The organism is Vibrio mytili (assembly GCF_000830505.1).
Taxonomy (GTDB): domain Bacteria; phylum Pseudomonadota; class Gammaproteobacteria; order Enterobacterales; family Vibrionaceae; genus Vibrio; species Vibrio mytili.
Map to the genome: position 1 here is coordinate 87,933 of NZ_JXOK01000004.1, position 26,897 is coordinate 114,829.

A 26,897-nucleotide genomic window follows, 5' to 3' on the forward strand; every position below is an offset into this window, starting at 1 on the left:
AGAAAACAAGATTGGAAGGAAAAGTAAAGACAAGCTTAATGATTAATAAAAAAAATATTTTAAATCAACAGTATAATAGAAAAAGCCAGCGAAAAACCAAACCACATCAGCAATCAATAAAGCTATATACAACGCATTATACGCGTATGATGCAAAATGCAAAAAAGTGATCTAGATCAAATTATTTAAATCACTTATCTTTCATATGGTTTATTAAAAAAAAACTTTTAAAAACAATTAGTTTTAAGTTTCAATGAGATTATCCTAATTGAAACTCGTTGATAACGCTGACCGCAAACTGCGATGAGTTACTGTCAGTCAGGTACTTCTACAAAAACGAACAACTGCGACACAAAAAAGAGCAACGAGCAGCTTTATGTTGTTACATCCGGATACCGCCATCTACCTCTAATACTCGCCCGGTAAAATAGTCATTTTCGAGAATGTACTTAACGGCATGGGCGATTTCGCTTGTCTCTCCCATTCTGCCTAAAGGAATCATTTTTTCTAGCCGTTCAATCGCTTCCGGCTTCATTTGCTCTGCCATCGCGGTATGGACCACACCGGGTGCAATCGCTGCTGCTCGAATTCCATACCTCGCTAGCTCACGAGCCCATGTGCTTGCCATGGTCGCAACCGCAGCTTTGGACGCTGAATAGTTAGTTTGCCCGATATTACCCGCGCGAGATACACTGGATATGTTGATGATGACACCGGTAGAACCTGTTTCAATCATTTTTACCGCCGCTTCCCGACCGCAAAGAAATGTCCCAGTGACATTCACATTCATGACATGATTGAATTGTTGTAGCGACATCTTGTTTACGACACCGTCTTTGACTTTCACCAGTAAGCCATCTCTTAATACACCAGCATTATTGATAAGGCCATTCAATTGACCAAAGTCTTGAATAATGTCATCAAACGTCCTTTCAACGTCGACTTCATTTGTGACATCCAGTGAATAAGTGATCGCTTTGGCGCTGAGCATATGGCATTGATCTTGGGTATCTTTCAGCCCACTCTCATTGACATCGATCAAAGCCAGATCGGCACCGGCTTGAGCGAGGATAATCGCCATCATTTGTCCAAGCCCTTGCCCTGCGCCAGTTATCGCAATCACACTGTTATTTATATCCATTGATTTATCGTCCTTGATGCTGTTATATCCAAAGGCTTTTCGTCACTTCTGAGTTTTATAAAACTCAAACAAGCTGGAAAAATCTCGCTCCCCATGACCACTCGCGTTATGCAGGGAGTAAAGGTTACGAGCCAATGATCCCATCGGTACCGAAGAGTTGGTTTGAAGTGCAGCGTCCAATCCCAAACCGAGATCTTTGAGCATCAGCTTACTCATAAAACCCGGTTTATATTGGTGGCTCGATGGCACATTATCCATGACGCCAGGACAAGGATTGTAAAGCTCTAATGCCCAGTTTCTGCCCGAACTTTGCAACATAATGTTGGATAACACCTTAGGATCAAGCCATGATCAATGCCTAAATTTAGTGCTTCGCAGGTCCCAGACATAAGAATACCAAGCATCAAGTTATTACAGATCTTCGCCATTTGACCATCGCCCGCTTTGCCGGCATGAAATACATTTTTTCCCATGTACTGCAATATAGCGTTGGCTTTGGCAAATGCCTGATCAGAACCACCGACAATAAATGTTAACGTCGCCGCTTTCGCACCTACCACGCCACCAGAAACTGGCGCATCGACAAATAACAGCTTGTGATTACCCGCTTCGTTAGCTACCAATCGGGCAGAATCCGGGTCAATGGTGGAGCAATCAATCAGCAAAGTATTCGACTCAACAAGGTTAAGGACCCCAACTCCACCACGAAGATCACCTAGATAAACAGCACGTACATGTTTCCCTGTCGGTAACATCGTGATCACGGTACTCGCCCCATCGACCACCTCTTCTAATGAGTCAGCAACGATAGCCCCAAAAGGCTCGAGTTGTTTTGCTGCGACAGTATCCACATCGAATACTTGAACATTAAAGCCCGACGCGAGTAAGTTTTGCGCCATTGGGTTTCCCATTCGACCTATGCCGATGAATGCAATCGTACTCATGATAATTCCCCTTTGTTAGTTAAACTGAACTCGGGTTGAGTCCTAATTGTGCGAGCGGATGTTCATCTTCCGTCCATAACGGTATGAAAAGCGCATCAATGAAGTTCTCATCCACCTCGGTGACACTTTTAAATATCCAGTTAGGAACCCCATCTCGATCAATGAGCTTCGCTCTCACTCCCTCTTCAAACTCACCCAATATAGAACTTCGTACCGAAAGAGTTAGCTCTAACCTAAAGCAGTCTGCAAGTGGTAAGCTGTGATACTCTTTCACCTGACGAAAGCAAATATGAGCGGTAATTGGACTACCTGAAGACAGTGTTTTCTTAGCAGCATCAAGCCACTGACTACTTCCTTCTATACTCAAGATTCGCTGGGTAATTAAATTAAGATCCAGCCCCTTACAGGCTTGTTTGATTTGATCTAAATAAGGGCAGAGTTGCGAGGTCGGCTTGCTGTCGATGACTTGCTCTTCGAGCAATTGCAGCAACGCAGTGACCAAGTCTTTAGCATGGTGTTTATCCCAATTAATCGCTTTGAGCTCACTTAGAAACACTTGATACTGCTCTTCCAATAACAACCAATCCGCCAAGCCAATTGTGACAGCGTCACTTGAATTCACCAGCGAACCGGTTAACCCCAAAAACAATCCCACTTCCGGATCAATTTGACTCAAAAACCAAGTTCCACCGACATCAGGGTAAAGGCCTATGTTTATTTCTGGCATCGCTAAACGAGATTTCGTCGTGACCACTTTATGACTCGTTGCCATAAACAATCCCATTCCACCACCCATTACGATTCCCTTACCCCAGCCGATAATAGGTTTGTTGTAGGTATGAATTAAATAGTCGCAGGCGTACTCAAGTGAAAAGTAATCCGTACAAAACTCGACGGTTTTGTCTTTACTCTCATTGTGCATAACGTGATACATGGCCCGCACATCCCCACCTGCACAAAAGGCTTTATCACCAGCCCCCGTGAGTACCACACAGACTAAATGTGGATCGTCTTGCCATTTAAGAAGTTGATTATTGAGTGACTCCAACATGTTATAAGTCAGCGCATTGAGCGAAGACTCGTTGTCCAATGTTGCGATACCGATACGATGAATGCCGTCAGAGCACTCTATTTCAGTAATGGTTATCTTTCCGCCCATTTGACCTCCTAACGGTTTTTCCATTTGGGGTGACGTTTTTCAAGAAAGGCTTGAACGCCTTCTGTCTGGTCCTCGGTATCAAATAAGCGGAGAAACAATTCACGTTCTTTGATTAAACCGTGTTTGAGTGGTGCTGAGCGCGTATTTTGAATCAAGGTTTTGCAGGCAGTGACAGAAGAAGGTGACTGGTGAGCGACGTTGGCGGCTAATTCTAGCGCTTTATTTAGCGCTTCACCTTGGGGGGCTAACTCTTCCACCAAACCGATTTCTACTGCTTTTTCAGCCTTTATTTGCTCACCACAAAGAATCATACGTTTTGCCCATCCTTCTCCAACCAAGGCGGTCAGGTTTTGTGTGCCACCAGCACAAGGTAACAACCCGACTTTTGCTTCCGGTAGAGCAAGCACCACTTCACTTTCTGCAACTCGAATGTCACAAGCTAATGCCACTTCTAATCCTCCTCCCATGCATAGCCATTAATTGCAGCAATGGAGACGCCCCGGAAGTCCGTCAGCGTTTCGAACGCCTCACCAAACACTTGCGACATTTCTAGAGCTACGGACTTATCGCCATCCGCAAACAATTTGAGATCAGCGCCAGCGGAAAAAAATTTGTCGCCGCTCCCCGTTAATACAAGTGCATACACTTCTTTGTCTTGATTGAGAGTTAGGACCAGTTCTTTTAGTGCTTTAAGACTGGCAGCCGTCCACGTGTTCGCAGGAGGGTTATTCATCGTCACCACCGCAACATGATTTTTAATCGAGTGCTGAATGGCTTGCTGTGTTGCTGACATATCCAAATCCTTGTTAAACCAGGGTTACAAAAATCACATTAGCGCTGACTCTTCTGCCAATAACCGACGGGCGATGATCAAACGCATAATTTCGTTTGTTCCTTCCAATATTTGATGCACACGAACATCTCTAAAATAGCGTTCCATCGGATACTCTTTGATGTATCCATATCCGCCATACAACTGTAATGCTTGATCGCAGACACGAAAACCAACGTCGGTCGCGAAACGCTTTGCCATTGCACAAAAAGTGGTCGCATCTGGATCGTTTTTATCGAGCTTGCTGGCGGCATACCGTACAAGCTGTCTAGCCGCCACTAACTCCGTCGCCATATCAGCCAACTTAAACTGTAATCCTTGAAATTGAGCGATGGGTTGACCGAACTGTTTGCGCTCTTGTATGTAGCGTGTTGCGTGGTTGAGTGCTTGTTGCGCGGTTCCAACCGAACATGTCGCGATGTTGATCCTTCCACCATCGAGCCCCTTCATAGCGAACACAAAGCCTTGTCCTTCTTCTCCTAATAAATAGCTAGCGGGGATACGTACCTGCTCAAAAGTCACGGCTCGAGTCGGCTGACTGTTCCAGCCCAACTTGGGCTCCTTACGGCCATAGCTAATGCCTTCAGCATCGGCAGGGACCACAAACGCAGAGATCCCTTTAGCGCCCGCCTCACCTGTTCTTGCCATGACGACAAGGACTTCTGTCTCTCCTGCACCAGAAATAAAGGTTTTGCCACCATTAATAACGTATTGATCACCTTGTTTGGTCGCGGAAGTGCGCAAAGACGCAGCATCAGAACCCGCATTTGGCTCCGTGAGGCAATAAGAGCCAAGCCACTCACCCGTGACGAGCTTTGGACAAAACTCGACTTTCGCTTCGTCAGTAGCAAAGCTTGCTACCATCCAAGTCACCATGTTGTGTATGGTCATAAAAGCGGTTGTTGAGGTGCATCCCATCGATAACTGCTCAAACACAATGGAAGCATCCAAACGACTTAACGCAAGTCCACCTTGCTCTTCGGGAGTGTATAAGCTTAGAAAACCTAGCTCACCCGCTTTACGCAACACGTCTTTTGGAAAGATCTTTTTCTCATCCCACTCACCGGCCATCGGCGCTAAACATTCTGCCGCAAACTGTTGAGCAGTATCCGCAAATGCACGTTGATCATCATTTAGTTCAAAATCCATTTGAGCTCCTCATTATTAAATCAGCGCAACTGAATGGTCAGATTTGGCTTGTTCAAAATATCGTCATCGAACCAACGGGCGGTCACGGTTTTTGTTTCGGTATAAAATCGCACGGCTTGCTTGCCATAAGCATGTAAGTCACCGTAAAAACTGCCACGCCATCCCGTAAACGAGAAAAACGGTAACGGTACAGGGATAGGCACATTGATGCCGACCTGTCCGACTTGAATTTCATGCTGATATTTTCGCGCGGCAGCGCCATTGGCAGTAAAGATGGACGTCCCGTTGCCGTATGGGTTGCGATTAACGAGCTCAATAGCGTCTTGCAAGGTATCGACCTCAAGGCAAATCAGCACAGGGCCAAATATCTCTTGTGTATATAGGGACATGTCGGTAGTGACACCACTAAATAACGTCGGCCCAACCCAATTTCCATCAGGAAACCCATCCACGGAGCATTGACTTCCATCCAGCTCACACGTCGCACCTTGTTGTTTCCCTTCTTCGATTAAATGCAACACGCGTTGTTTGGCCTGCTCACTGATCAAGGGACCATACGCTGCATCCTCATCGTCCCACGCTCCGGGATGGACATCTGCCATTGCGTGTTTGAGATCCGTTATCCACTCTTTTGAACTGCCAACGAATACCGCAACAGAAATGGCCATACAACGTTGCCCTGCCGCCCCTACCGAAGACCCGACAAGGTGATTAATCACTTGTTCTTTGTTGGCATCGGGCATCACGACCATATGGTTTTTCGCGCCGGCAAACGCTTGAACCCGTTTAAAGTGCCTTGTTCCGGCGGTATAGATGTATTGTGCCACGGGTACAGAGCCAACAAACGACACCGCACGAATATCGGGATGCACGAGTAGGAAGTCCACTTCCTCTTTACGCCCATGCACAATCTGTAATACCCCTTTCGGTGCACCGGCTTCCGCAAACAGCTCGGCGAGGCGCATAGAGGTTAAGGGAACTTGTTCTGAAGGTTTTAGAATAAACGTGTTGCCACTGGCGATAGCAATTGGGAACATCCACAACGGGATCATGGCCGGAAAGTTAAATGGCGTAATTCCGCAACACACTCCCAACGGTTGAATAAGCGAATAACTATCGATATCGGTTGCAACGTTTTCGACCGTTTCACCCATCATGTTGCTGGCGATATTCGCAGCTTGCTCGACCACTTCAATGCCTCTCCACACATCACCTTTGGCATCTGCCAAAATTTTTCCCGTTTCGTGTGAGAGCAACGTAGCCAGTTCATCATGGTGCTCTTTCAGTAATTGCTGATACCGCAACATCAGTCTGGCGCGTTCAGAGACAGCGACTTCTTTCCAGGATTGAAACGTCTCTTTGGCATGCTCTATCGCCGTTTGCATTTCATCTGTCGTAGCACACGGAACATAGGCGATAACGTCATTAGTGGCAGGATTGGTCACTTCCACCCATTCCGTCGTTTGTGATTCACAAAATTCACCTTTGATAAATAAGGGAACCAAACCCGTCATCATGTACTCCTTCGTTAATATTAAATCCGTTATTATTGAGTCGTAATTGACTATGGTTGATATGAGCGTGGTATCTCGATACCGATAGCGGTTGCCTCTCCACCGCCAATGCAAAGTGATGCAACACCTCGCACTACCTTTCTATTGCTTGACTCACCATCTAATGCTTGTAGTTGACGTAAACTGTGAATAAGCGTCACTAAGATACGTGCTCCGCTCGCGCCAATCGGGTGCCCGAGTGCACAAGCGCCCCCTTTAACGTTGACTTTAAAAGGATCGATACCAAGTTCCGCTGCCGCAATTTGTGTCACCACCGCAAACGCCTCATTAATTTCCCACAAATCGACCTCGCTCACCGACCAATCTAATTGGGATAACAATTGTTCAATGGCATAGACAGGTGCCAAGGTAAATTCCGACGGGGTTCTAGCGTGGGTAGCATGCGACTTAATTATCGCAAGTGGCGACAATCCTTGGTGGCGGGCGACGTCTGAATTCATCAATATCAGTGCCGCTGCGCCATCAGAAATCGCGCTGGAATTGGCGGCGGTCACCGTGCCACTTTTACTGAACGCGGGCCTAAGGTGAGGAATTTTATCGAGTTGAATGGTTGAAGGAAGCTCATCATCTCGCATCATTTTCGTCGACGATCGATGCTGGCATTCTATTGCTATTGGCGAAATTTCGTCATCAAATAGCCGCAGTTTTTGTGCCTCTAATGCTCGCGTTGCCGACATGATTGCCCATTCATCCATCTTTTTGCGGCTAAATTTGAGCTTGTCAGCGATTTGTTGAGCATATACCCCCATAAGGTGCCCTTCATAAGCATCTTCCAATCCATCGATAAACATATGGTCATGCATTGTCTGATGTCCCATACGCACACCGGCTCTCATACTATTCAGAAGGTACGGGGCGTTGGTCATACTTTCCATGCCTCCCGCCAGAGCGGAGCGAATCGACCCCGATTTGATAAGATCGTGGGCTAACATAACGCTCTTCATCCCTGATCCACAGACTTTATTGATGGTGGTACACGGGGTGGTATGAGGAAGGTTAGCGCCAAGAGCAGCTTGTCTTGCTGGCGCCTGCCCACAACCCGCAGGTAAAACACACCCCATCAAAACCTCATCGACAGAGTGAATCCCAGCGTCTTCAGCCACAGCCTTAATAGCCAATGCCCCCAGCTCTGGCGCGGAATACGATTGCAGTTGACCTTGAAACCGTCCGATTGGCGTTCTTTTGGCACTGACAATCCAAATATCGTTTTCCATGCTTCTCGTTCCTTGTCCGTTTATCACTACCAGGAATTCCACACCTAGCACACTCTTTGGCGTGCTTTTATCTGGTAGCGGCTTCCAGTCCCCCTCTAGGGTGAACTTTCACGGTGTAATTTCTTGACGTTTACGTAAGCATAGCACTAGCCTTTACGGTAAGGTGAAGTAACGCAAATTTTTCTATGTTTCTCTTAACGGAAACTCAGAAGTTAAGGTCTGTAGAAGCAAGAGTTTTGAGGTAAGCATCTGATGGAACAGTATAAAATAAGTGACCTAGCGAAAGAGTTCGATATCACCACTCGCAGTATTCGGTTTTATGAAGACGTGGGTCTTATCGAACCCGAGCGCAAAGGAAACATGCGCGTCTATCAACGTAGAGATAAGATCCGTCTAAAACTGATTTTGCGAGGAAAACGACTTGGCTTCTCTCTCGCAGAGATTCGCGAACTGTTTGAATTGTATGACCTGCACCAAACCGATGAGCAATTATTGAAAATGCTCAATATCATTGAAGAAAAGCAGGCCCACCTTCAACAACAGCTTAATGATATAAAAATTGTAATGGGTGAATTAAACGCGGCGAAAGAGCGCTGCTTACTCGCCCTAAAAAGTAAACAAAAATAATCAATGACATTTGCTTAACGAGCATCAACTGCCCTTAATAACCATAACCATCGCTATAACCATAACGCTAAACAACCGACCACCGTACGCACATTTGATTCTGCCATTGGGAGACGTTATGAATACCCGCTACACTCCACTCAATTTTGGTCTCGGTGAAACCATTGATATGCTCCGCGAACACGTCAACGCGTTTGCAAAAGAACACATCGCTCCCATTGCTGCCGATATCGATCGTGATAATCAATTCCCGAACCATTTATGGAAAAAGTTTGGTGACATGGGGCTACTTGGCGTGACCGTAAGTGACGAATATGGAGGAGCAGGTATGGGCTATCTCGCCCACGTAGTCGCGATGGAAGAAATCAGTCGTGCTTCTGCCTCCGTTGCACTCAGTTATGGAGCTCACTCCAACCTGTGTGTCAATCAAATCTTCCGCAATGGCTCGACTGAACAACAACAGAAATACCTACCAAAATTAATCGACGGCTCACACATCGGTGCTTTGGCAATGAGTGAGCCTAACTCAGGCTCAGACGTCGTCAGCATGCAACTGAAAGCGGAAAACAAAGGGAATTACTTCTTACTTAACGGAACGAAGATGTGGATTACAAACGGTCCAGACGCAGACGTTTTTGTTGTCTACGCAAAAACCGATGTCAGTGCAGGCGCCAAAGGAATCACCGCTTTTATTGTAGAACGATGTTTCGAAGGATTCAGTGACGCACAAAAGCTCGACAAACTTGGTATGCGTGGCTCCAATACCTCTGAACTGGTGTTTAACAACTGCGTCGTCCCCAAAGCCAATATACTCGGCAAACTGAACCAAGGCATTGCAGTTTTAATGAGTGGGTTAGATTATGAACGAGTGGTCCTCGCTGCAGGGCCTATCGGTATTATGCAAGCTTGCATGGATATCGTGATTCCTTACATCCATGAAAGGAAACAATTTGGTCAACCTATTGGCGAATTCCAATTGGTGCAAGGCAAACTCGCTGATATGTATTCTCGCATGAACGCAGCAAAAGCTTACGTGTATACCGTTGCTCGTGCGTGTGATCGGGGCGAATGCACGCGAAAAGATGCTGCTGGCGTGATCTTATATAGCGCAGAACTTGCAACGCAAATGGCATTAGATGCTATTCAGTTACTAGGAGGTAACGGATATATCAATGAGTTCGCCACTGGGCGTCTACTCCGAGACGCCAAATTGTATGAAATCGGGGCTGGCACATCGGAAATCCGTCGTATGTTAATCGGAAGAGAATTATTCACGGAATCGAAATAGCCATGAGAAGAGGAATTCATAATGGCCATCATCAAGAGTAAAACAAAGTCTACTGACGCACTATTTCTCTCGAATAAAGCCGCCATGGAAACTTTGGTCGATCAACTCCGTACTGACATACAAACCATCAAACTAGGCGGTGGAGAGAAAGCCCTAGAACACCAGAAAAGCAAAGGTAAATTACCCGTACGCGAACGCGTCGAACACTTACTCGACAAAAACGCCACCTTTCTTGAGATTGGCCAGTTTGCCGCGTGGCAAGTCTATGACGATGCCATTCCTTGTGCGGGTGTCGTGGCGGGCATTGGCAAGATAGAAGGCGTACATTGTATGATCATCGCTAATGATCCTTCGGTTAAAGGCGGCACTTACTACCCTCTCACAGTAAAAAAACACTTGCGAGCTCAAGAGATCGCTAAACGGTGCCGACTTCCCTGCATTTACCTTGTCGATTCAGGTGGCGCCAACTTGCTCCACCAAGCTGAAGTGTTTCCTGATAAAGAGCATTTTGGACGCATTTTTTTTAATCAAGCTCGGATGTCGGCTCAAGGCATTCCTCAAATCGCTGTGGTGATGGGTCTGTGCACCGCAGGTGGCGCTTATGTGCCAGCCATGGCAGATGTATCGATTATGGTGAAAGAGCAAGCCACTATATTTTTAGCAGGACCACCACTGGTCAAAGCCGCAACAGGAGAAATCGTCACAGACGAGGAGTTGGGCGGCGCTGACGTACACTGTCGGAAATCTGGTGTCGCAGATTACTACGCTAACAATGATGAACATGCCCTAATACTGGCGAGAGAAGCCATTTCCAACCTCAACCAGAAAACACGCAATAATTCAAACCATGCCATTCTCCCTCCCCGCTACAAAGCAGAAGAAATTTATGGCATCGTCAACGCGAACCTTAGGTTGTCCTTTGATGTCAGAGAGATCATCGCACGAATTGTCGATGATTCGGACTTTGATGAATTCAAAGCGCTCTATGGCCGGACCTTGGTGTGCGGTTTCGCTCGACTAGAAGGTCACTTAATAGGCATCGTAGCAAATAATGGCATTCTATTTTCTGAGTCGTCCCAAAAAGGCGCGCACTTCATAGAACTTTGTGCAAAACGCAAGATTCCGCTACTTTTTTTACAGAACATCACCGGATTCATGGTAGGTAAAAAAGTGGAAGAGGAAGGCATAGCCAAGCATGGTGCAAAATTAGTGATGGCGGTGGCGTGTGCCGAGGTTCCTAAATTTACCGTTATTATTGGTGGTTCCTATGGTGCGGGAAACTACGGAATGTGTGGTCGTGCATACGATCCAACCATGATGTGGATGTGGCCTAATGCACGAATATCAGTCATGGGTGGTGAACAAGCTGCTGGTGTTCTAACTCAAGTAAGAAAAGAAGTGAATAAACGTCACAACAAGCAATGGGCCGAGCAAGAAGAACAGACATTTAAAGAATCGATCATAGATTTGTATAACGCCCAAGGGCACCCGTACTACGCCAGCGCTCGACTTTGGGATGATGGCATTATTGACCCCAAACAGACACGAAATGTATTGGCTCAAGCACTAGAAGCGACCCTAAACGCTCCCGTGGCTGATAGTACATTTGGTATATTTAGAATGTGATGAACCTGAATCTGGAGTAAGTATGATGGAAATGCAAGCGAGCATAATTCCCAACGCCAAAAGACAAGACGATGTGCTCTGGCAGGTCGATAAGTATGGAGTGGCCACCATAACCCTCAATAGGACGGCAAAACACAACGCCTTTGATGCCTGTATGATTGATCTACTGATACACAGACTCGACTATCTTGCTTTGCGTAATGATGTTCGTTGTTTAGTTTTGCGAAGTAATGGTGAACACTTCTCCTCTGGCGCAGATTTAAGCTGGATGAAATCAATGGCGAACAGTACACGCCAACAAAACTTCGCGGATGCGCAAAACCTTGCACGTTTGATGGAAACTCTTGATACGTTTCCGCAACCCACGATCGCAGTGGTTCAAGGTTCCGCGTTCGGCGGAGCTTTGGGTTTAATTTGTTGCAGCGATATTGCTATCGCGAGTACAAATGCCAACTTCTGTTTAAGCGAAGTTAAACTAGGCATCGTACCCGCGACTATCTCTCCCTATGTAATGAGAGCAATGGGTAATAGGCAAGCACGTCGTTATATTTTAAGCGGCGAAGTCATTTCTTCCTCAGACGCAGAACGGTTTGGTATTGTGCACGAGGTCCATCCTCCCAAAACGCTGGACGAAGCGGTAAAAAATATCGTCAATACTCTGCTGATTAACAGTCCAGATGCCATGCGACAAGCAAAAACTCTGTGCCATCAATGCCATCAAAACCCGATTGATTCTCAACTGATCGATTACACCAGTCGCCTAATCGCCGACATTCGTGTTTCTCCTCAAGGTCAGGATGGGCTGCAAGCTTTCCTTGAAAAACGTCCTCCGAATTGGATCAACACACCACTTCCGGAGAAAAAATGAGACTGCCTGAGCGAGTCAATATTGTCGAAGTGGGCCCTAGGGACGGACTACAAAATGAGTCTCCCATTACCACGAAAGCAAAAATCCGTCTGATCGATTTATTGTCCGATACCGGGTTAACGCATATTGAAGCCGGATCGTTCGTCTCTCCCAAATGGGTGCCACAAATGGCGGATTCAAAGCAGGTGCTCAGTGCTATTACACGGCGCAATCAAGTCATATATTCCGCCCTCACTCCAAATACGCAAGGGTTCGAACAAGCTTTGGAAGCAGGCGCCAATCAGGTTGCTATCTTTACTTCTTGTTCGGAAGGTTTCTGCCGACATAACATTAACTGTTCTATCTCAAAAAGCTTAGCCCGGTTTGAGCCTCTGATGGCGATGGCAGCAAAACACGCGATTCCAGTTCGAGGTTATCTCTCTTGCGTTGTCGATTGTCCATACGATGGGCCAACCAAGCCTTTACAGGTCGCAAAAGTGGCTCGTGAGCTTATCAACTTAGGTTGTTATCAGGTATCACTGGGCGACACGATTGGCACTGGTACACCAAACCGTATCCGTGACATGTTAGAAGCGGTAATGAGGGTGAATAATGCAGCGACACAGCAACTCGCCGTTCACTTTCATGACACTTGGGGACAAGCACTCGCCAATATCTACCAAGCTCTCACCATGGGTATTAATACTGTGGATAGCAGTGTTGCTGGGCTCGGAGGCTGCCCTTATGCCAAGGGCGCGTCGGGCAATGTCGCGACCGAAGACGTTATTTATCTTTGCCAAGGCTTGGGAATCGAAACGGGTGTAGATTTGAATCTGTTAGCTAAAGCAGGTTGGATGATCAGTGATGAACTTCGACGCCAACCAACCTCTAAAGTGTCACTGGCATTGAGATATTTATCCGAACGTTAAAGTTTAGAATTATACCAATCACACCTTGCGCAGTGGGAATCGTAATCGTCCTCCCGTACGATAGATGACAAGGGAAAACAGGATAAGCAAACAACCGAACAACTTGTTTGTCGTGAGTACTTCGCCATACCACAGAATGCTCAGCACAACCGTCCAAACTGGCTCTAAAATCATAATTAGCGCAGCGTTCCCTGCTTGGACAAACTTTTGCCCCATGGTCTGCATAACGTAACGCAAACTCGTCGCAAGCAGTGTACTCAATGCAAACCACCACCATATTGATGAATCAACCTGACGTGGAAAAGACTCCGTGAAATAGGAAACCACCAAACCAAGGCAACCGGCAGAAAACAATTGCAAACACGTCAGTAATAAAACCGGAATTTTCTGCGAGTATTTGCTGTTGACATTAAAGTGTAGCGCTAAAATCAGCGCCGCAGCGAGAAACCAAAACTGACTGGCAGATTGTTTCCAACCATCGGCCAGAGAAAGACAGGCAAGCCCAATAGCAGCAATAGGCAAAGAGACCCAAAATATACGTTGTGGGCGCTGACGAAACATTATCCAAGCGACAATGGGCACAAACAACATCGACAAGCTCATAATAAATGCCCCTTCCCCCAAGGTATCGCTGACAGAAATGGCGTATATCCAGGTCATAACAGCGCTACCAAGCAACAAGCCTACACCGCTGGCTGACAATAGATCACCGAACTTGACCAAACGCAATGAGCGAAAACACAACGGCAATAGACACAGCGATGCGATAGTAAATCTCGAACCAATAAAACCAAATGGAGGCAGTCCTTGTATGGCTTCTTTAGAAAAGACCCAGCCGAGCGCTGCAAGGATCGTGGTGATGACGAGAATAAAGGTCGCTTTATGTTCTGAGTTAAGCATAAATACTCACAAAACAGCCGATGACAAAGTCATTAGACGTTAATTAGGACAGCAAAAGAGAAGGTGTAAGCAAGGAAAATGAACTAACGTTGATCGCTAACCTTGGTAAAGAGTAATTATACTCAAATACTCTCACGATACGAGATTAAGATTCTATTAGTCGATTACCAAGCAAAGACGCCATGTTGCTTGGTAAGCTCATGAAATAACAGCGAGATTGAGGTATCAAAGCTTGCGGTTAAACTCAGCAACCACATCGACGACACGACTCGCTCCAACCTGGATGTCATTCATCACGTCACCAGCCGCTACTGATAGCTCCAACGTTTGAAGTGCTTCTTTCTGACATTGAGAGATTAACTCAACAGCATTAGTCGTGCGTAATAAGTTTTCATCGACCATAGATACAATTTCACCCGTTGTCGCATTGGTTCTTGTCGCGAGTTGTCTGACTTCGTCAGCAACAACCGCAAAGCCTCGGCCGTGCTCACCAGCACGTGCGGCCTCAATGGCGGCATTGAGCGCAAGTAAATTGGTCTGATCAGCAATCCCGCTAATACTACTGACTAATTCGCTAATTTTTGCGGAGTGAGCTTTAAGCTCATCTATCGCAGCACTGGCTTGTGACATCTGCTCTGAGAGCATTTGCATCTTTTCAACCGTTGAGCCAATAACTTGTTGCCCCTGAACCGTTTGGGTGCCCGTCTCTTTTGACACGTCACTGGCCAATTGCGCTGCTTGCGCCATGGATTGTTCTTGCTGCACTTGAGCGGTAATATCAGTGGCGAACTTCACGACTTTATAGAGCTCACCTCTGTCGTTATGGATAGGGTTATAAGACGCTTCTAACCATACTACAGAGCCGTCACGGCTTAGGCGCTTGAACCGCTCTGATACAAAATGACCATCAGAGAGTTTTTTCCAAAAATCAATGTAGGACTGTGAATCAACTTCTTCTCGTTCACAAAATATTCTATGGTGCTTACCGACGATTTCGTCAGCTTTGTAGCCCATGGTATTCAAAAAATTAGCATTTGCAGTAAGCACATAGCCATCAAGTGTAAATTCGATCACAGCCATAGAGCGACTCAACGCCTTGAGCATATCATCCTGTTCTCGAGAGTTTTTAATCGTTCGAGTCAGCTCTGAAGCATAAACGACAATATTGGTGACTTGTTTTGATGAGTCAACAATAGGTTGAATCAACGCGCGCAACCATGCTTCTTCACCATTACCTTTAGAAATTTGCAGCGCACCATGCCAAAATTTGTTTGACTGAACGCACTGCTTCATACGCTTAAAGTGTTCTGTCTGTTGAGCTTTATCTGGAACCAAATCGCAAAGAGGAGTCCCCAGCAAACTGCCCTCACTGAACAACAACTGTGTTTCAACGTTCTGGTTTGCTGATGTAATACAACCTTGGCAGTCCAATGACAAGCGCAACATGTCTTGATCTAAACTTTCATGTGCTTGCTTGAGGCTGAACAACTCCTCTTTTAGTTGTTGATTCTCTTGCTGAAGCGATTTACTAAAAAACATAGCGTTCTCTTGATTGAAAAGTACTTTATTATTAACTGGTTACTTTTTTGTGACCGAGCAAATCGGTTAGCAGACCACTCTAGCGAACCATAATACTCTGTAATACTGACATAACTCACATATAATTTCATTTTATTTGACAATATCAATTGTTAAATTTGTTATGCGTGATGTTTATTTTTCCATCTGAAGTAAGATCACAAAAGCCCTTTCCTAAGGGGAAAGGGCTTGAGGTTTTTGGGTATTTTTCTGGCTTTCCGTCGTTGCAACAGCGTAAGCGAGGTACGGAGTTACCTCGCGTTGAACGATTTAAAGATCCAGTTTCGGCTGAATAAAATCGATAAAAGCAGAAATCCGCTTGGCAACCGAAGAAGACTTATAGTAAACCGCATTAATTTGCTCCCTGCCTGAGTTGCCGATTTTTTCACCTTCTAACAACGCAATTAATCTTCCTTCCGCAATATCTTTTTTCACCATAAAGCCCGATAGACAGGCGATTCCATTTCCCATCAACGCGAGCTGTCTCACCGTTTCACCGTTACTTGAGGTCAGCGTTGGCGTAAGCCCTGAAAACCCTTTAAGAGGCCATTCATTGAGTGTTTTTGGTGTTGAAAATCCGATGGTATCGTGATGTTCCAAATCACTACTCTTACTCGGAAAGCCGCGCTTTGATAAATAATCAGGTGAAGCAACAATGTAAAGTAAACTTCGGCCAAGAGGCCTTGCATGTAAGGTTGAATCATTTAATGCACCGATACGAATAGCGATATCGGTTTTCTTTTCTAGTAAATCGACAAAACCTTCATTAGAGGTCAACTCCAACTCAATATCTGGATAGGCTTGATTAAATGGCTGCACCAAGGGGATTAACTGGTGAAACACAAACGGACTAGCGGCATCAACACGTAACCGCCCTTTGGGTAACTCCCCACGGGATATGATCTCATCTTCCGCTTGCTGTAATTGCATAAGCCCTATTCGCACCGACTCAACAAATTGCCGACCCTCATCGGTTAATTCAATCCGTCTTGTGGTTCGGTTTAATATCGTCACGCCAAGCTGGCTTTCCACCTTACTCACCGCTCGTGATACGCGTGCCACCTGTATATCTAAGCTTTCTGCTGCGGCAGTAAACCCGCCAGCATCAACGACAGTAAGTAGAATTTCTAAATCGTCCGATTTCGTGCGCATGCTGCCTACCGTTTAATTAAGAGTTTCTTTTTAATTATTGCATTTATAACAAATATCATTTGTTAAATAACCTATTTTTTACAACGACATTTCCAAGCAAAATCCCTCCATCAAATCCCGGCAGCGCGACACGTTGATAAGCACATTCGCTGCTGTGTACTAGAACCTAACAAAAGAGAGTAACTGATATGCCATTAGCACTTCTCGCATTGACGCTCAGCGCCTTTGCTATCGGAACGACGGAGTTTGTGATCGTGGGGCTGATCCCGACCATGGCTTCTGACTTAAATGTCTCACTACCATCCGCAGGACTGCTGGTAAGCCTTTACGCACTAGGTGTAGCGATTGGCGCACCTGTTTTAACCGCGCTAACGGGAAAGTGGAACCGTAAGCACGTCCTCATTGCTATTATGTCACTGTTTGTGATTGGCAACTTATTGGCATGGCAAGCACCTGGTTACAACACCCTTATCGTTGCTCGCATTTTGACTGGTTTAGCCCATGGTGTCTTTTTCTCTATCGGCTCTACGATTGCGACAGGCCTAGTACCCAAAGAAAAAGCAGCAAGTGCGATTGCGATTATGTTCACAGGATTAACCGTGGCATTAGTAACGGGCGTGCCGCTCGGTACTTACATCGGTCAAACTTTTGGTTGGCAATCGACTTTTCTGATTGTTGCGTTGTTGGGACTGATTGCGTTGGTTGGCAGTGCTTTCTTGGTGCCAACCAACCTGAAACAACCAGCCGCAGCTAAACTATCATCGCAGCTAAAAGTGCTCACTCAACCAAGGTTACTTCTGGTGTATGCGATTACAGCACTCGGCTACGGCGGTACCTTTACCGCTTTCACTTTCCTTGCGCCGATTTTGCAGCAGGAAACAGGATTTAGCGCCAATGCAATCAGCCTAATCATGCTGGTATATGGTGTATCAGTGGCGATTGGTAATATTTGGGGCGGAAAAATGGCCGATAAGATGGGGCCAATTAAAGCGCTGACGATTATTTTTGCGGGACTCGCCACAGTGTTAGTCGTATTTAACTTTACGGCCGTTAACCCTATCGCCGCAGTAGCCACCATTTTAGTTTGGGGTGCCTTTGCATTCGGTAATGTTCCTGGCTTGCAAGTTTATGTGGTCAAACTGGCTGAAAAATACACTCCTGATGCGGTAGACGTCGCTTCTGGTCTCAACATTGCGGCGTTTAACGTGGGTATTGCGCTTGGCTCTTGGGGAGGCGGTATGATTGTGTCAGAGATGGGCTTAATACATACCCCTTGGGTGGGTGCCATGATAGTTCTCGTTGCGCTCGCTCTTACTCGAATGAGTGGACGTCTTGATAAACGCACAGCAGTTCATTTGTCGGAAGCAAACGTACTTGTGAAGTAAGTATCACGACAATGATTACAAGTAGGTCAATGCACTGCATTGACCTACTTCATCTTACGTAGAATCAATTTAGGTACCACACAATGAAAACGGTTTTTATCACTGGCGCCAATCGAGGCTTAGGCCTAGAGCTTGTTAAACAATACGCTCAGCATGGATGGCGTGTGATTGCATGCTGCCGTGACATCAATACAGCTCAGGCTTTGTGTCTCTTGGTACAAACTTATCCCACCATTTGTATTCATCCGCTCGACGTGAGTAATGAGTCCCATATTCTCGCTTTGACAGAAAAATTTGCGGGCATCGCCATTGATGTACTTATTCATAACGCGGGGGTAAGCGGAGATGAATGTGAAAGCCTAGGCAATATGGGGCAAAAGGAATGGATAAATGTATTAAAGGTCAACACCATTGCGCCCATGTTAATCACGCAGGCTTTGCTTAATAACATTCTTGCTGGCGAAGATAAAACCATCATTGGGATGACTTCAATACTCGCTAGCATTGATGACAACCGCTCTGGTGGTCGATACAGCTATCGCGCATCAAAAGCCGCCCTTAACCAAATAATTAAATCGCTCGCCTGTGAACTATCCGAAGTGGGTGTGAAGACTATGGCAATTCATCCAGGTTGGGTACAAACCGATATGGGCGGAAAGGATGGCAAGGTAACAGTAGAAGAGAGTGTTAAAGGCATGCTTAATGTTATCGACAATTTAAAACTTAAGCATTCAGGTTCATTTTTTGTCTACGATGGCACTCAATTGCATGGTAGGCATAGTATTTACGTTATCTTCAATTTCAAATCACTACAGATTCTTCGAAACGACAGAGAACAAGGTGTTCTACAGATATAATTTGATTAATATTCACGCTATTCGCTTAATGTTTTCGACCAAATAATCTATCAGAAGCCGCACTCTATTTGGCATGTATTGTTTGGATGAATAGTAGACCCAAATGGTAATGGGCTCGCCCCAAAATGCCTCAAGAATAGGGCGAACTGTGCCATCTTCAAGTTCTTTTTTAAACATCCAACTGCCTAGCATGGCAATACCAGCACCGGCAACTATGGCCTTTTGTGCCGCAGCGAAGTTATTCATAATAAGTTTACCTTGCGGTTCATACAGCTTGGCATCGTTCCCCTCTTTGATCCGCCAGTGGTGAAAACGTCCTGTCGTTAACGAACGTACAGGTAAGCATTGGTGCTGAGTTAACTCCTCAATGGTGTTAGGGGTACCGTGAGTGCTTAAGTAAGATGATGCAGCGTAGATACCTACACTCTGCGAAGTGAGCGGGCGAGCGATCAAACGCGAATCTTGGTTGATCGAGGTACCGATGCCAAGATCAAACCCATGCTCAACCAAGTCGACATTGCGATCATCAAAATGGAGATCGCAACTGATCTGTGGATAACGCTGCATAAACTCCATTACCAAAGGCAAGATGTATTCTTGACCGATAGAGCTTGCCGGAAGATTGATTTTGATGGTTCCACTGGTGTTTTTTGTTTTATCAGAGAGCTGCTCGATGGTGCTTTGTATCGATGCCATCGAAGGGGCGAGTTCATCGGCAAGCTGCTGACCAATTCGAGTTAAACTCAATGAATGAGATGAACGAAAGAATAGCTTTACTTGCCACTCTTCTTCGAGCTTGGTAATCGCCTTACTCACTGCAGGGGCTGAGATTCCAAGCGCTCTTGCCGCCTTAGCAAAACTGCCATATTTTGCGACTTGAATAAAAATCGGTAGCTGAGATGGGAGGCTTTTCATTAACTTTTGCTCATCTTCATGGTAATCAAAAGCAATCTACAGGTTAATGAATTTTTGTTCAATACTATAGCTCTAGCAAAGTGATAGTCCACCGAGACCTATCAGAAAAGTTTCGATGATAAAACGCCATTAGCGTTCACGCAGGAATATTACTACCCAAAGATGATCGAATTATCGGAGAGCATAAAATGAATGTCCTTGTTGTTTACTGGCACCCGGAGCCAAAAAGTTTTAACGGCGCAATGTTTCGCACTGCGGTAGAAACGCTTGAGTTAGCAGGACATAGCGTTAAAACGTCTGACTTACATGCGATGAATTTTGACCCTGTGTCTGGACGCCATAATTTTACCACCACCAGTGATGAAGCGTTTTTTAAGCAACAACTGGAAGAGATCTACGCCACTGAACACGATGGCTTCACCCCCGAGATTGAGGCGGAGATCCAGAAATTGGAATGGAGTGACCTCGTCATCTTCCAATTCCCACTCTGGTGGTTTGGCATGCCTGCTGCGCTTAAAGGCTGGGTAGATCGCGTGTTTGCAATGGGCCGTACCTATGGCGGTGGCCGTTTCTATGAAAATGGCGTTTACAAAGGCAAAAAAGCCATGGTCAGTGTTACCATGGGGGGGCCAGAAGAAATGTACCTCAAAGGTGGTTGGAATGGCGATTTGGATGCCATTTTACGCCCTATTCATCGCGGCATTTTCGAGTTCAACGGTTTTTCAGTATTAGCGCCACAAAAAGTGTTTGGTCCTGCGAGAAGTTCTGAACAGGAACGCATCGCTGAATTAGAACGGTATGCACAACGTTTACAAACTATCGTTGATGAGCCTGCGATAGAAGTTGGCCAGTACTAATACATAATTGTGGAGGTGGTTATGAATGTCGAAAAAGTGCACCAGATCTTAAAACATTGGGGAACTACGCCAAGTCAAATTGAGTTAATTTTGCCTCAAACCATCGAGTCAGAAATACAACAGCGTGAGCAATGTATCATCGCGATTAATGATTGTTTGCAACTCCTATATAGAGAAAGTTCTGAGCAAAAACACTTTATGAATCGTGCGAGCAAAAGCGTGTTCTTTAACGGAAGAAAACCACTTTCGGTTATAGCATCTGGCAGGCTAGATGACTTAGCCCAAGCGCATCAGATCATTCGCAGTATGGCCTGCATTTAGCAAACTGCTCTGCTCATTATATTAAACTGATAAGGTCTGAATTTTGTAAGTAGTTCTAGATTAGAAAAGTAGTCATCAACAATAAAGCTTCTTGTTCAGCGCCTATTGCGCCGAAAGGATACTCCAACATAACAAACAAAAAAAAGCGAGCACAACGCTCGCTTTTATCTATTTGATTTTAAACGCAATTACAGAAGTTCAACCGATTGCTGAGCAATCACCCACTCTTCATTGGTTGGGATAACCAGTGCTTTCGCTCCTAGCAACTCAGATGTTGCAATAAGACCTGCGTTACCAAATCTTGCGTCTTCGTTACCTTTCTCATCTTCAACAAACCCTAACAGTTTTAGGTTTTTCAAGATTTCACTGCGAATTGGTAGCGAGTTTTCACCAATACCGCCAGTGAAGATGATGCCATCGAGTGAATCAAGTGCAGCAAGGTAAGAAGTAATGTATTTCGCAACGCGGTAAGTGAAGATATCAAACGCCAATTTCGCACGTGAGTTGCCCGCTTCCATCTCTTCTAGTACACCACGTGCGTCACTTGTCACACCTGATACTCCGAGGAAGCCTGACTTCTTGTTCATCATTTCGAACACTTCGTCTTTTTCCCAACCTTTACGGAAAAGGAACTCGATAACACTTGGGTCGAGATCACCACAACGAGTACCCATCATTAAGCCAGCTAATGGAGTCAACCCCATACTGGTATCAACACATTCGCCATTTTTTACCGCACTCACTGATGCACCGTTACCCAAGTGCACGGTGATAAAACTGCTTTTTTCAAGCGGTTTATCTAACATTTTCGCAGCTTCGCGGCTTACGTAATAATGACTTGTACCATGAGCACCGTAACGACGCACTTTATGATCTTCGTAAAGTTCGTAAGGAAGCGCGTACATAAACGCTTTCGCTGGCATGGTTTGGTGGAAAGCAGTATCAAAAACGGCAAATTGAGGTAGTGAAGGGAATGCTTTCATCGCAGCTCGCATACCTTCTGCGTTTGCTTTGTTGTGTAGAGGGGCGAGTTCAGCAAGGCGTTCGACTTCTTGAATAACGTTTTCGTCTACTTTCACGGTGCCTTTAAAAGTTTCACCACCAGCAACAATACGATGACCGACGGCTACAAATTTTGAACTCAAGCCTAAAGTCTCGAGTAGTTTTACCACTCGCTCAACAGCGTACTGATGATGGTTACCGCCAGCAGGGATCGCTTCAACGGTTTTTTCTCCCTGATATTTCCAACTGATTTCAGCTTCAGGTAGGCCAAAACATTCTCCGATACCTGAGACCAAAGCTTCACCAGTTTCAGAATCAATAACAGCAAATTTTAAAGAAGAGCTACCAGAGTTGATCACCAGTACAAACGAATTAGACATGAATAGTTATCCTGTTGTAGAGCAGAGGTTGTAATAGCGCTTGCGCGCTGCGTATTCCTTATTTACCCATTATTCAATAATTTTTGAATCTTTCAACATTTTTTAAGTAAAAGCGTTTTAATCGAACAGTTTTTATTGATCTAGCACATTTCTTGATTTTATTTGAGTACTAAAAAAAACATATTGATAAGCTTACGTTATGATTAACCTAACTTGCACAAAATTGAAAATATAAGCTAAGTTGTGTATTGGATGGATAAAAATAACAAACTAAACAATCAGCCGGGGTAAACGCGTGCCCACAGTAACTTCTCTATTGATAATTTTTGGCTTAGTTTTCCTATGTTGGGGATGGCGGATAACAAAAAATATCTGTTCAAAGACACAGGTTGCTGGATGGCCATGGCTTCTGTTGCTTATAACCAGCTTTATAATCGCGTATTCCGTTTTCTTGTACGCAATACAGCAAAAGTCGATTACGTCTCATCTAGACACTGGCGTCGCCGTTCTACTATTTGGTGGCAGTGTTTTTGTCGTTTTAGTGGTGAAGTGGAGTAACGAATCGATTCAGGAACTACATAGTATTGCGGAAAGAGAGAAACAAAATGCCATTCATGATTCCTTAACCAACCTGCCTAACCGTAAATACTGTTATGAATTGATCGCAGAACGTATTCGCTCGGGTGATCCGTTCTCTGTTATCCTTTTTGATGTAGTGAACTTTAAACAGATTAACGATGCAATGGGGCACTTTTGTGGTGATCAACTCCTCATTCAGATCGGAGAAAGACTTCGAAAAACCCTCGATGGCAGTGACAAACTTTTTCGCTTTGGTGGTGATGAATTCGTCATTCTTACGTCTTCAGCATGTGAGCAAGATGGAAAAACACTAATAGATAAACTCGACAACGCCATGTCGACTCGCTTTCATCTTGACGAATTTCAGGTATCTTCACGCGTTGTATTCGGTATCAGTACTTACCCAAAACATGCCGAATCCAATGACCTATTGATCAAACATGCAGACATTGCAATGTACCACGCCAAACGTAACGGCAACTTGTTTGCATTTTACAACGACAACATGAATATAGGTGCAAAATATCAGCTTGAAATAGCTAACCGGATCGACAGCGCGCTTGAACACGATGAGTTTCGTCTCAACTACCAGCCTCTTATTGATGCTCGAACCAATTTGGTCGTGGGCTTTGAAGCCGTCATTCGTTGGCATGATAAAAATGGAGAAACCATTTCACCTAATGACTTCATTCCAATAGCAGAGCGCAGTAACCAAGTGACCAACATTACGATGTGGGTTCTAGGCCAAGTAGAGAAAGATCTAACCGTGTTTATTCAAAATGGTATTAGACTACCTGTTCACGTTAACTTATCGGCAAAGGATCTGTCGTCGAACTTACTGCTAAGTCGTTTAGAAAAGCTAGTTGAAACAACCCCTCACTTTTCTAATCTCCTCAGTTTAGAAATCACTGAAACCATGGCAATAAATAGAGTGGCAGAACTCAAGCCACTAATTACACAAATTAAAAACCTCGGTATAAAAATCAGTTTGGATGATTTTGGTACTGGGTACTCTTCACTTTCTTTGTTGAGAGATCTACCTGTTGATCAAATTAAAATTGATCAATCATTCCTGAGTACAGCAAACCGAACCGAAGATTCTCGGTCCATTGTCGAAAATACAATAGCGCTCGCACATGGCTTAGGGTATTCCGTCGTTGCTGAGGGTGTTCAAGATATGGATACATTAAGGTTCTTACGTCATCGAGGCTGTGACATTATACAAGGGTATTTATTCTGCCCTGCTCTACCGATCAGTACAGTGATCACTTGGGTTAACGAGCACAACGAAAAACAGAGCTGTATACGCAGTGCATAAAAAAGCCGAGGCATCGCTCGGCTTTAGAATATCTGTATCACAATAGGATGTGATTATGCGTCCGGTGTACGGCGACCACGTCCATGGCCACGTTCCCCACGATAGTTACCACGGTGATCACCACCACGGTTACGATCAAAGCGACGTTCACCACCTTCACGGTTACCTTCGCGATTACCACGGAAACCACCCTCACGACGGCCGCCACCTTCGCGATTTCCTTCACGGTTACCACGATAGCCACCACCGTCACGACGACCACCATCACGGCGACCACCACGAGATTCGCGGAAATCATCAAAATCACATACAACAGCACCAACATCTTGTTGACGAATACGCAGTTTGCTTAGCTTGCTTGCTGCATCAGACGTCATTGCTTTAGGTAGCTGAACAAAAGTATGACCTTGGGCTAGCTTAATCGCACCGATAGATCCTTTACCCAATCCAAGTTCGTTTGCTAGAGCACCAACGATGTCTTTAACTTGAACACCTTGCTCACGACCAACTTGTAACTGGTAAGTATCCCAATCTTGGTTGTTGAAGTTACGACCACCGTCACGACCACCGTCACGACCACCTTCACGGCGTTCTTTACGACGTTGCTTATCACGCTCAATAGCTTCAACCATTGGATCTTCACCAACGTAGAACAGAGGGCGTTTGCCTTGTTGACGCTTAAGCAGCATTGCCGCCAACGTCGTTGGATCGATATCTAAAGACGTTTGGAGCTTCTCTACTAGATCAGAAAACTTATCTAACGCTTTATGCTCTTTTTCAGCTTCAAGCTCTGAGCCAAGTTTTGCCAGACGAGCTTCAGCTACTTTATCTCGTAGCGGAAGTTGAATTTCTTCCATTGAAGACTTAGTAACACGCTCGATAGTGCGCAGCATACGAATCTGGTTGGTGCGAACTAGAAGGATCGCTTTACCTTTACGTCCAGCACGGCCAGTACGACCGATACGGTGGATGTAAGACTCAACATCGAACGGGATGTCATAGTTAAATACGTGCGTAATACGTGGAACATCAAGACCACGAGCAACAACGTCAGTTGCAACTAGGATGTCAATAACACCTTGTTTGATGTGATCAACAGTACGCTCACGTAGAGACTGAGGGATGTCACCGTGCAGTGCCGCCGCTTTAAAGCCACGTGCAGATAGCCAATCAGCCAAACGCTCAGTGTCTTGACGTGTACGTACGAAAACGATAGACGCATCGGTTTCTTCAGTTTCAAGAAGACGAGACATTGCTTCATCTTTCTCTACACCTTTCACTACCCAGAACTGCTGTTGAACTTTATCTACAGTATGGTTCTTACCAGCAACGTCAACCATTACAGGTTCACGTAGGAAGCGCTCGACAATTTTCTTCAGCATTGGAGGCATGGTTGCAGAGAACAGTACGCGCTGTGCAGACTCTGGAGCGTGCTCCATGATCGCAGTTACGTCATCCACAAAACCCATGTTTAGCATTTCGTCCGCTTCATCCAGTACGAATGTGTTTACTTCGTCCAGGTGTAAACGATCACGGTTGATCAGGTCTTGAACACGGCCAGGAGTACCAACAATAACATGCGCACCGTTTTTAAGTGCACGCATTTGATCGACGATAGATGCACCACCGTAGATTTCTAGAACTTTAAGACCCTTGATATTTTTACCAAGGTTTTTCATTTCTGCAGCAACCTGAATCGCCAACTCACGAGTTGGAGCAAGCACGATCGCTTGTGGTTTACGCTGGTTAAGATCTAGTTTGTTGAGAAGAGGCAGTGAGAATGCTGCCGTTTTACCTGTGCCCGTCTGTGCTTTACCTAGCGCATCAGCCCCTTCCAAAAGGTGTGGAATTGCCGCAGCCTGAATTGGAGTTGGTGATACGAAACCCATTCCGTCTAGAGCAGAAAGGATAGAATCATTCAGAGATAAATCACTGAATTGAATTACAGAATCTTGCATTGGGATCCTACTTAATTAAACAAAAATACAGTCCCATATGCTCTTCCAATCAATACTGATTTATCCAGTAACTAACTTCATTGAGATAGAAATTAGCACAGTACACAACCGCGATAAGCCATTAGGGACGACTAAGGGAGGCGGATTATTCCTTAAAAGCATAAAAAAATCCAGAAAAAATTGAATTACATCACAATTTATTCCTATTTGTGACATTTATAGAATAATTTTAAACCACTTCACCTTTCGTACGTACATACACATTCGAACTTAAAGCCATTTATACGCTCTGAAACGAACTTAGACACGCTTTATGGCTGACATTTTCTAGTTCGAAAACTGCTGAAAAAATCATCTCGAAAAGT

General features: G+C 45.1%; 20 protein-coding genes and 4 pseudogenes. 10 read left to right on the top strand and 14 right to left on the bottom strand.

What is annotated here, in order from left to right; genetic code table 11:
- Positions 1 to 382: 382 nt before the first annotated feature.
- The 7 genes and pseudogenes from SU60_RS00955 to SU60_RS00985 form a co-directional block, all read right to left on the bottom strand.
- Positions 383 to 1,141, bottom strand: a complete 759-nt coding sequence (locus tag SU60_RS00955; protein ID WP_041153910.1) for an SDR family oxidoreductase — start codon at positions 1,139 to 1,141, stop codon at positions 383 to 385.
- A gap of 42 nt (positions 1,142 to 1,183) precedes the next feature.
- Positions 1,184 to 2,085 (bottom strand): annotated as a pseudogene (gene mmsB / locus SU60_RS00960) (3-hydroxyisobutyrate dehydrogenase).
- A gap of 19 nt (positions 2,086 to 2,104) precedes the next feature.
- Positions 2,105 to 3,244 carry an enoyl-CoA hydratase/isomerase family protein gene (locus tag SU60_RS00965; protein ID WP_041154101.1) on the bottom strand — a complete coding sequence of 380 codons (1,140 nt, stop codon included), beginning with the start codon at positions 3,242 to 3,244 and terminating at the stop codon, positions 2,105 to 2,107.
- An 8-nt stretch (positions 3,245 to 3,252) separates the two neighbouring features.
- Positions 3,253 to 4,037: pseudogene (locus SU60_RS00970) on the bottom strand (enoyl-CoA hydratase).
- Between the two features lie 33 nt (positions 4,038 to 4,070).
- Positions 4,071 to 5,225, bottom strand: a complete 1,155-nt coding sequence (locus SU60_RS00975; protein ID WP_041153911.1) for an acyl-CoA dehydrogenase family protein — start codon at positions 5,223 to 5,225, stop codon at positions 4,071 to 4,073.
- A 20-nt stretch (positions 5,226 to 5,245) separates the two neighbouring features.
- The gene (locus tag SU60_RS00980; protein WP_041153912.1) at positions 5,246 to 6,739 is read right to left on the bottom strand and encodes a CoA-acylating methylmalonate-semialdehyde dehydrogenase; all 1,494 of its coding nucleotides are present in this window, start codon (positions 6,737 to 6,739) and stop codon (positions 5,246 to 5,248) included.
- A 50-nt stretch (positions 6,740 to 6,789) separates the two neighbouring features.
- The gene (locus SU60_RS00985) at positions 6,790 to 8,013 is read right to left on the bottom strand and encodes a thiolase family protein (protein WP_041153913.1); all 1,224 of its coding nucleotides are present in this window, start codon (positions 8,011 to 8,013) and stop codon (positions 6,790 to 6,792) included.
- 252 nt (positions 8,014 to 8,265) lie between these two features.
- Here SU60_RS00985 and SU60_RS00990 point away from each other — a divergent pair, with 252 nt between their 5' ends.
- The 5 genes from SU60_RS00990 (at position 8,266) to SU60_RS01010 (ending at position 13,330) form a co-directional block, all read left to right on the top strand.
- Entirely contained in the window at positions 8,266 to 8,640 is a 375-nt protein-coding gene (locus SU60_RS00990) for a MerR family transcriptional regulator (protein ID WP_041153914.1), read from the top strand.
- A gap of 118 nt (positions 8,641 to 8,758) precedes the next feature.
- Positions 8,759 to 9,928: an isovaleryl-CoA dehydrogenase gene (locus SU60_RS00995; protein ID WP_041153915.1), complete on the top strand. Its 1,170-nt coding sequence runs from the start codon at positions 8,759 to 8,761 to the stop codon at positions 9,926 to 9,928.
- Positions 9,929 to 9,949: 21 nt separating this feature from the next.
- Positions 9,950 to 11,554, top strand: coding sequence for a carboxyl transferase domain-containing protein (locus SU60_RS01000; protein WP_041153916.1), 1,605 nt, complete (start codon positions 9,950 to 9,952; stop codon positions 11,552 to 11,554).
- 22 nt (positions 11,555 to 11,576) lie between these two features.
- Positions 11,577 to 12,422 carry an enoyl-CoA hydratase-related protein gene (locus SU60_RS01005; protein ID WP_041153917.1) on the top strand — a complete coding sequence of 282 codons (846 nt, stop codon included), beginning with the start codon at positions 11,577 to 11,579 and terminating at the stop codon, positions 12,420 to 12,422.
- A complete protein-coding gene (locus tag SU60_RS01010) occupies positions 12,419 to 13,330 on the top strand; it encodes a hydroxymethylglutaryl-CoA lyase (RefSeq protein ID WP_041153918.1) in 912 nt (303 codons plus the stop codon). The genes SU60_RS01005 and SU60_RS01010 overlap by 4 nt, the downstream gene beginning before the upstream one ends.
- Positions 13,331 to 13,348: 18 nt before the next feature.
- Here SU60_RS01010 and SU60_RS01015 read toward each other — a convergent pair whose 3' ends face one another.
- The 4 genes and pseudogenes from SU60_RS01015 to SU60_RS01025 form a co-directional block, all read right to left on the bottom strand.
- The gene (locus SU60_RS01015; RefSeq protein WP_041153919.1) at positions 13,349 to 14,230 is read right to left on the bottom strand and encodes a DMT family transporter; all 882 of its coding nucleotides are present in this window, start codon (positions 14,228 to 14,230) and stop codon (positions 13,349 to 13,351) included.
- Positions 14,231 to 14,455: 225 nt separating this feature from the next.
- Positions 14,456 to 14,977: a methyl-accepting chemotaxis protein gene (locus SU60_RS22805; RefSeq protein WP_245228336.1), complete on the bottom strand. Its 522-nt coding sequence runs from the start codon at positions 14,975 to 14,977 to the stop codon at positions 14,456 to 14,458.
- Between the two features lie 15 nt (positions 14,978 to 14,992).
- Positions 14,993 to 15,769 (bottom strand): annotated as a pseudogene (locus tag SU60_RS22810) (PAS domain-containing protein); the annotation flags it as partial.
- A 309-nt stretch (positions 15,770 to 16,078) separates the two neighbouring features.
- Complete coding sequence (locus SU60_RS01025; RefSeq protein WP_041153921.1) at positions 16,079 to 16,960, bottom strand: LysR family transcriptional regulator; 882 nt, start codon at positions 16,958 to 16,960, stop codon at positions 16,079 to 16,081.
- Between the two features lie 188 nt (positions 16,961 to 17,148).
- Here SU60_RS01025 and SU60_RS01030 point away from each other — a divergent pair, with 188 nt between their 5' ends.
- Together SU60_RS01030 and SU60_RS01035 are read left to right on the top strand one after the other, a co-directional pair.
- Complete coding sequence (locus SU60_RS01030; protein ID WP_041153922.1) at positions 17,149 to 18,345, top strand: MFS transporter; 1,197 nt, start codon at positions 17,149 to 17,151, stop codon at positions 18,343 to 18,345.
- 83 nt (positions 18,346 to 18,428) lie between these two features.
- A pseudogene (locus SU60_RS01035) lies at positions 18,429 to 19,112 on the top strand (SDR family oxidoreductase); the annotation flags it as partial.
- A 102-nt stretch (positions 19,113 to 19,214) separates the two neighbouring features.
- Here the strand turns inward: SU60_RS01035 and SU60_RS01040 are convergent.
- A complete protein-coding gene (locus SU60_RS01040; protein WP_041153923.1) occupies positions 19,215 to 20,117 on the bottom strand; it encodes a LysR family transcriptional regulator in 903 nt (300 codons plus the stop codon).
- Positions 20,118 to 20,305: 188 nt separating this feature from the next.
- Between SU60_RS01040 and SU60_RS01045 the strand changes: the two genes are divergently transcribed.
- The gene (locus tag SU60_RS01045) at positions 20,306 to 20,974 is read left to right on the top strand and encodes an NAD(P)H-dependent oxidoreductase (RefSeq protein WP_041153924.1); all 669 of its coding nucleotides are present in this window, start codon (positions 20,306 to 20,308) and stop codon (positions 20,972 to 20,974) included.
- A gap of 21 nt (positions 20,975 to 20,995) precedes the next feature.
- A complete protein-coding gene (locus SU60_RS01050; protein WP_041153925.1) occupies positions 20,996 to 21,295 on the top strand; it encodes a hypothetical protein in 300 nt (99 codons plus the stop codon).
- A 188-nt stretch (positions 21,296 to 21,483) separates the two neighbouring features.
- Here the strand turns inward: SU60_RS01050 and SU60_RS01055 are convergent, their stop codons facing one another.
- The gene (locus SU60_RS01055) at positions 21,484 to 22,677 is read right to left on the bottom strand and encodes an acetate/propionate family kinase (RefSeq protein ID WP_041153926.1); all 1,194 of its coding nucleotides are present in this window, start codon (positions 22,675 to 22,677) and stop codon (positions 21,484 to 21,486) included.
- Positions 22,678 to 23,035: 358 nt separating this feature from the next.
- On the opposite strand from SU60_RS01055, the gene SU60_RS01060 reads away from it, so the two are divergent.
- Complete coding sequence (locus SU60_RS01060; RefSeq protein WP_041154103.1) at positions 23,036 to 24,574, top strand: putative bifunctional diguanylate cyclase/phosphodiesterase; 1,539 nt, start codon at positions 23,036 to 23,038, stop codon at positions 24,572 to 24,574.
- Between the two features lie 53 nt (positions 24,575 to 24,627).
- On the opposite strand, the gene SU60_RS01065 is transcribed toward SU60_RS01060, so the two are convergent.
- Entirely contained in the window at positions 24,628 to 26,532 is a 1,905-nt protein-coding gene (locus SU60_RS01065) for a DEAD/DEAH box helicase (protein ID WP_041153927.1), read from the bottom strand.
- Positions 26,533 to 26,897 lie beyond the last annotated feature (365 nt).

What these genes read in the sequence shown, in the direction of transcription:
- SU60_RS00965 (WP_041154101.1), bottom strand. Translation starts at nt 3,244, where the DNA reads ATGGGCGGAAAGATAACCATTACTGAAATAGAGTGCTCTGACGGCATT.
- SU60_RS01040 (WP_041153923.1), bottom strand. Translation starts at nt 20,117, where the DNA reads ATGAAAAGCCTCCCATCTCAGCTACCGATTTTTATTCAAGTCGCAAAA.
- SU60_RS01065 (WP_041153927.1), bottom strand. Translation starts at nt 26,532, where the DNA reads ATGCAAGATTCTGTAATTCAATTCAGTGATTTATCTCTGAATGATTCT.
- SU60_RS00975 (WP_041153911.1), bottom strand. Translation starts at nt 5,225, where the DNA reads ATGGATTTTGAACTAAATGATGATCAACGTGCATTTGCGGATACTGCT.
- SU60_RS01015 (WP_041153919.1), bottom strand. Translation starts at nt 14,230, where the DNA reads ATGCTTAACTCAGAACATAAAGCGACCTTTATTCTCGTCATCACCACG.
- SU60_RS00980 (WP_041153912.1), bottom strand. Translation starts at nt 6,739, where the DNA reads ATGACGGGTTTGGTTCCCTTATTTATCAAAGGTGAATTTTGTGAATCA.
- SU60_RS01000 (WP_041153916.1), top strand. Translation starts at nt 9,950, where the DNA reads ATGGCCATCATCAAGAGTAAAACAAAGTCTACTGACGCACTATTTCTC.
- SU60_RS22805 (WP_245228336.1), bottom strand. Translation starts at nt 14,977, where the DNA reads ATGGCGCAAGCAGCGCAATTGGCCAGTGACGTGTCAAAAGAGACGGGC.
- SU60_RS01055 (WP_041153926.1), bottom strand. Translation starts at nt 22,677, where the DNA reads ATGTCTAATTCGTTTGTACTGGTGATCAACTCTGGTAGCTCTTCTTTA.
- SU60_RS00990 (WP_041153914.1), top strand. Translation starts at nt 8,266, where the DNA reads ATGGAACAGTATAAAATAAGTGACCTAGCGAAAGAGTTCGATATCACC.
- SU60_RS00955 (WP_041153910.1), bottom strand. Translation starts at nt 1,141, where the DNA reads ATGGATATAAATAACAGTGTGATTGCGATAACTGGCGCAGGGCAAGGG.
- SU60_RS01010 (WP_041153918.1), top strand. Translation starts at nt 12,419, where the DNA reads ATGAGACTGCCTGAGCGAGTCAATATTGTCGAAGTGGGCCCTAGGGAC.
- SU60_RS01025 (WP_041153921.1), bottom strand. Translation starts at nt 16,960, where the DNA reads ATGCGCACGAAATCGGACGATTTAGAAATTCTACTTACTGTCGTTGAT.
- SU60_RS01030 (WP_041153922.1), top strand. Translation starts at nt 17,149, where the DNA reads ATGCCATTAGCACTTCTCGCATTGACGCTCAGCGCCTTTGCTATCGGA.
- SU60_RS01005 (WP_041153917.1), top strand. Translation starts at nt 11,577, where the DNA reads ATGATGGAAATGCAAGCGAGCATAATTCCCAACGCCAAAAGACAAGAC.
- SU60_RS01045 (WP_041153924.1), top strand. Translation starts at nt 20,306, where the DNA reads ATGAATGTCCTTGTTGTTTACTGGCACCCGGAGCCAAAAAGTTTTAAC.
- SU60_RS01050 (WP_041153925.1), top strand. Translation starts at nt 20,996, where the DNA reads ATGAATGTCGAAAAAGTGCACCAGATCTTAAAACATTGGGGAACTACG.
- SU60_RS00995 (WP_041153915.1), top strand. Translation starts at nt 8,759, where the DNA reads ATGAATACCCGCTACACTCCACTCAATTTTGGTCTCGGTGAAACCATT.
- SU60_RS00985 (WP_041153913.1), bottom strand. Translation starts at nt 8,013, where the DNA reads ATGGAAAACGATATTTGGATTGTCAGTGCCAAAAGAACGCCAATCGGA.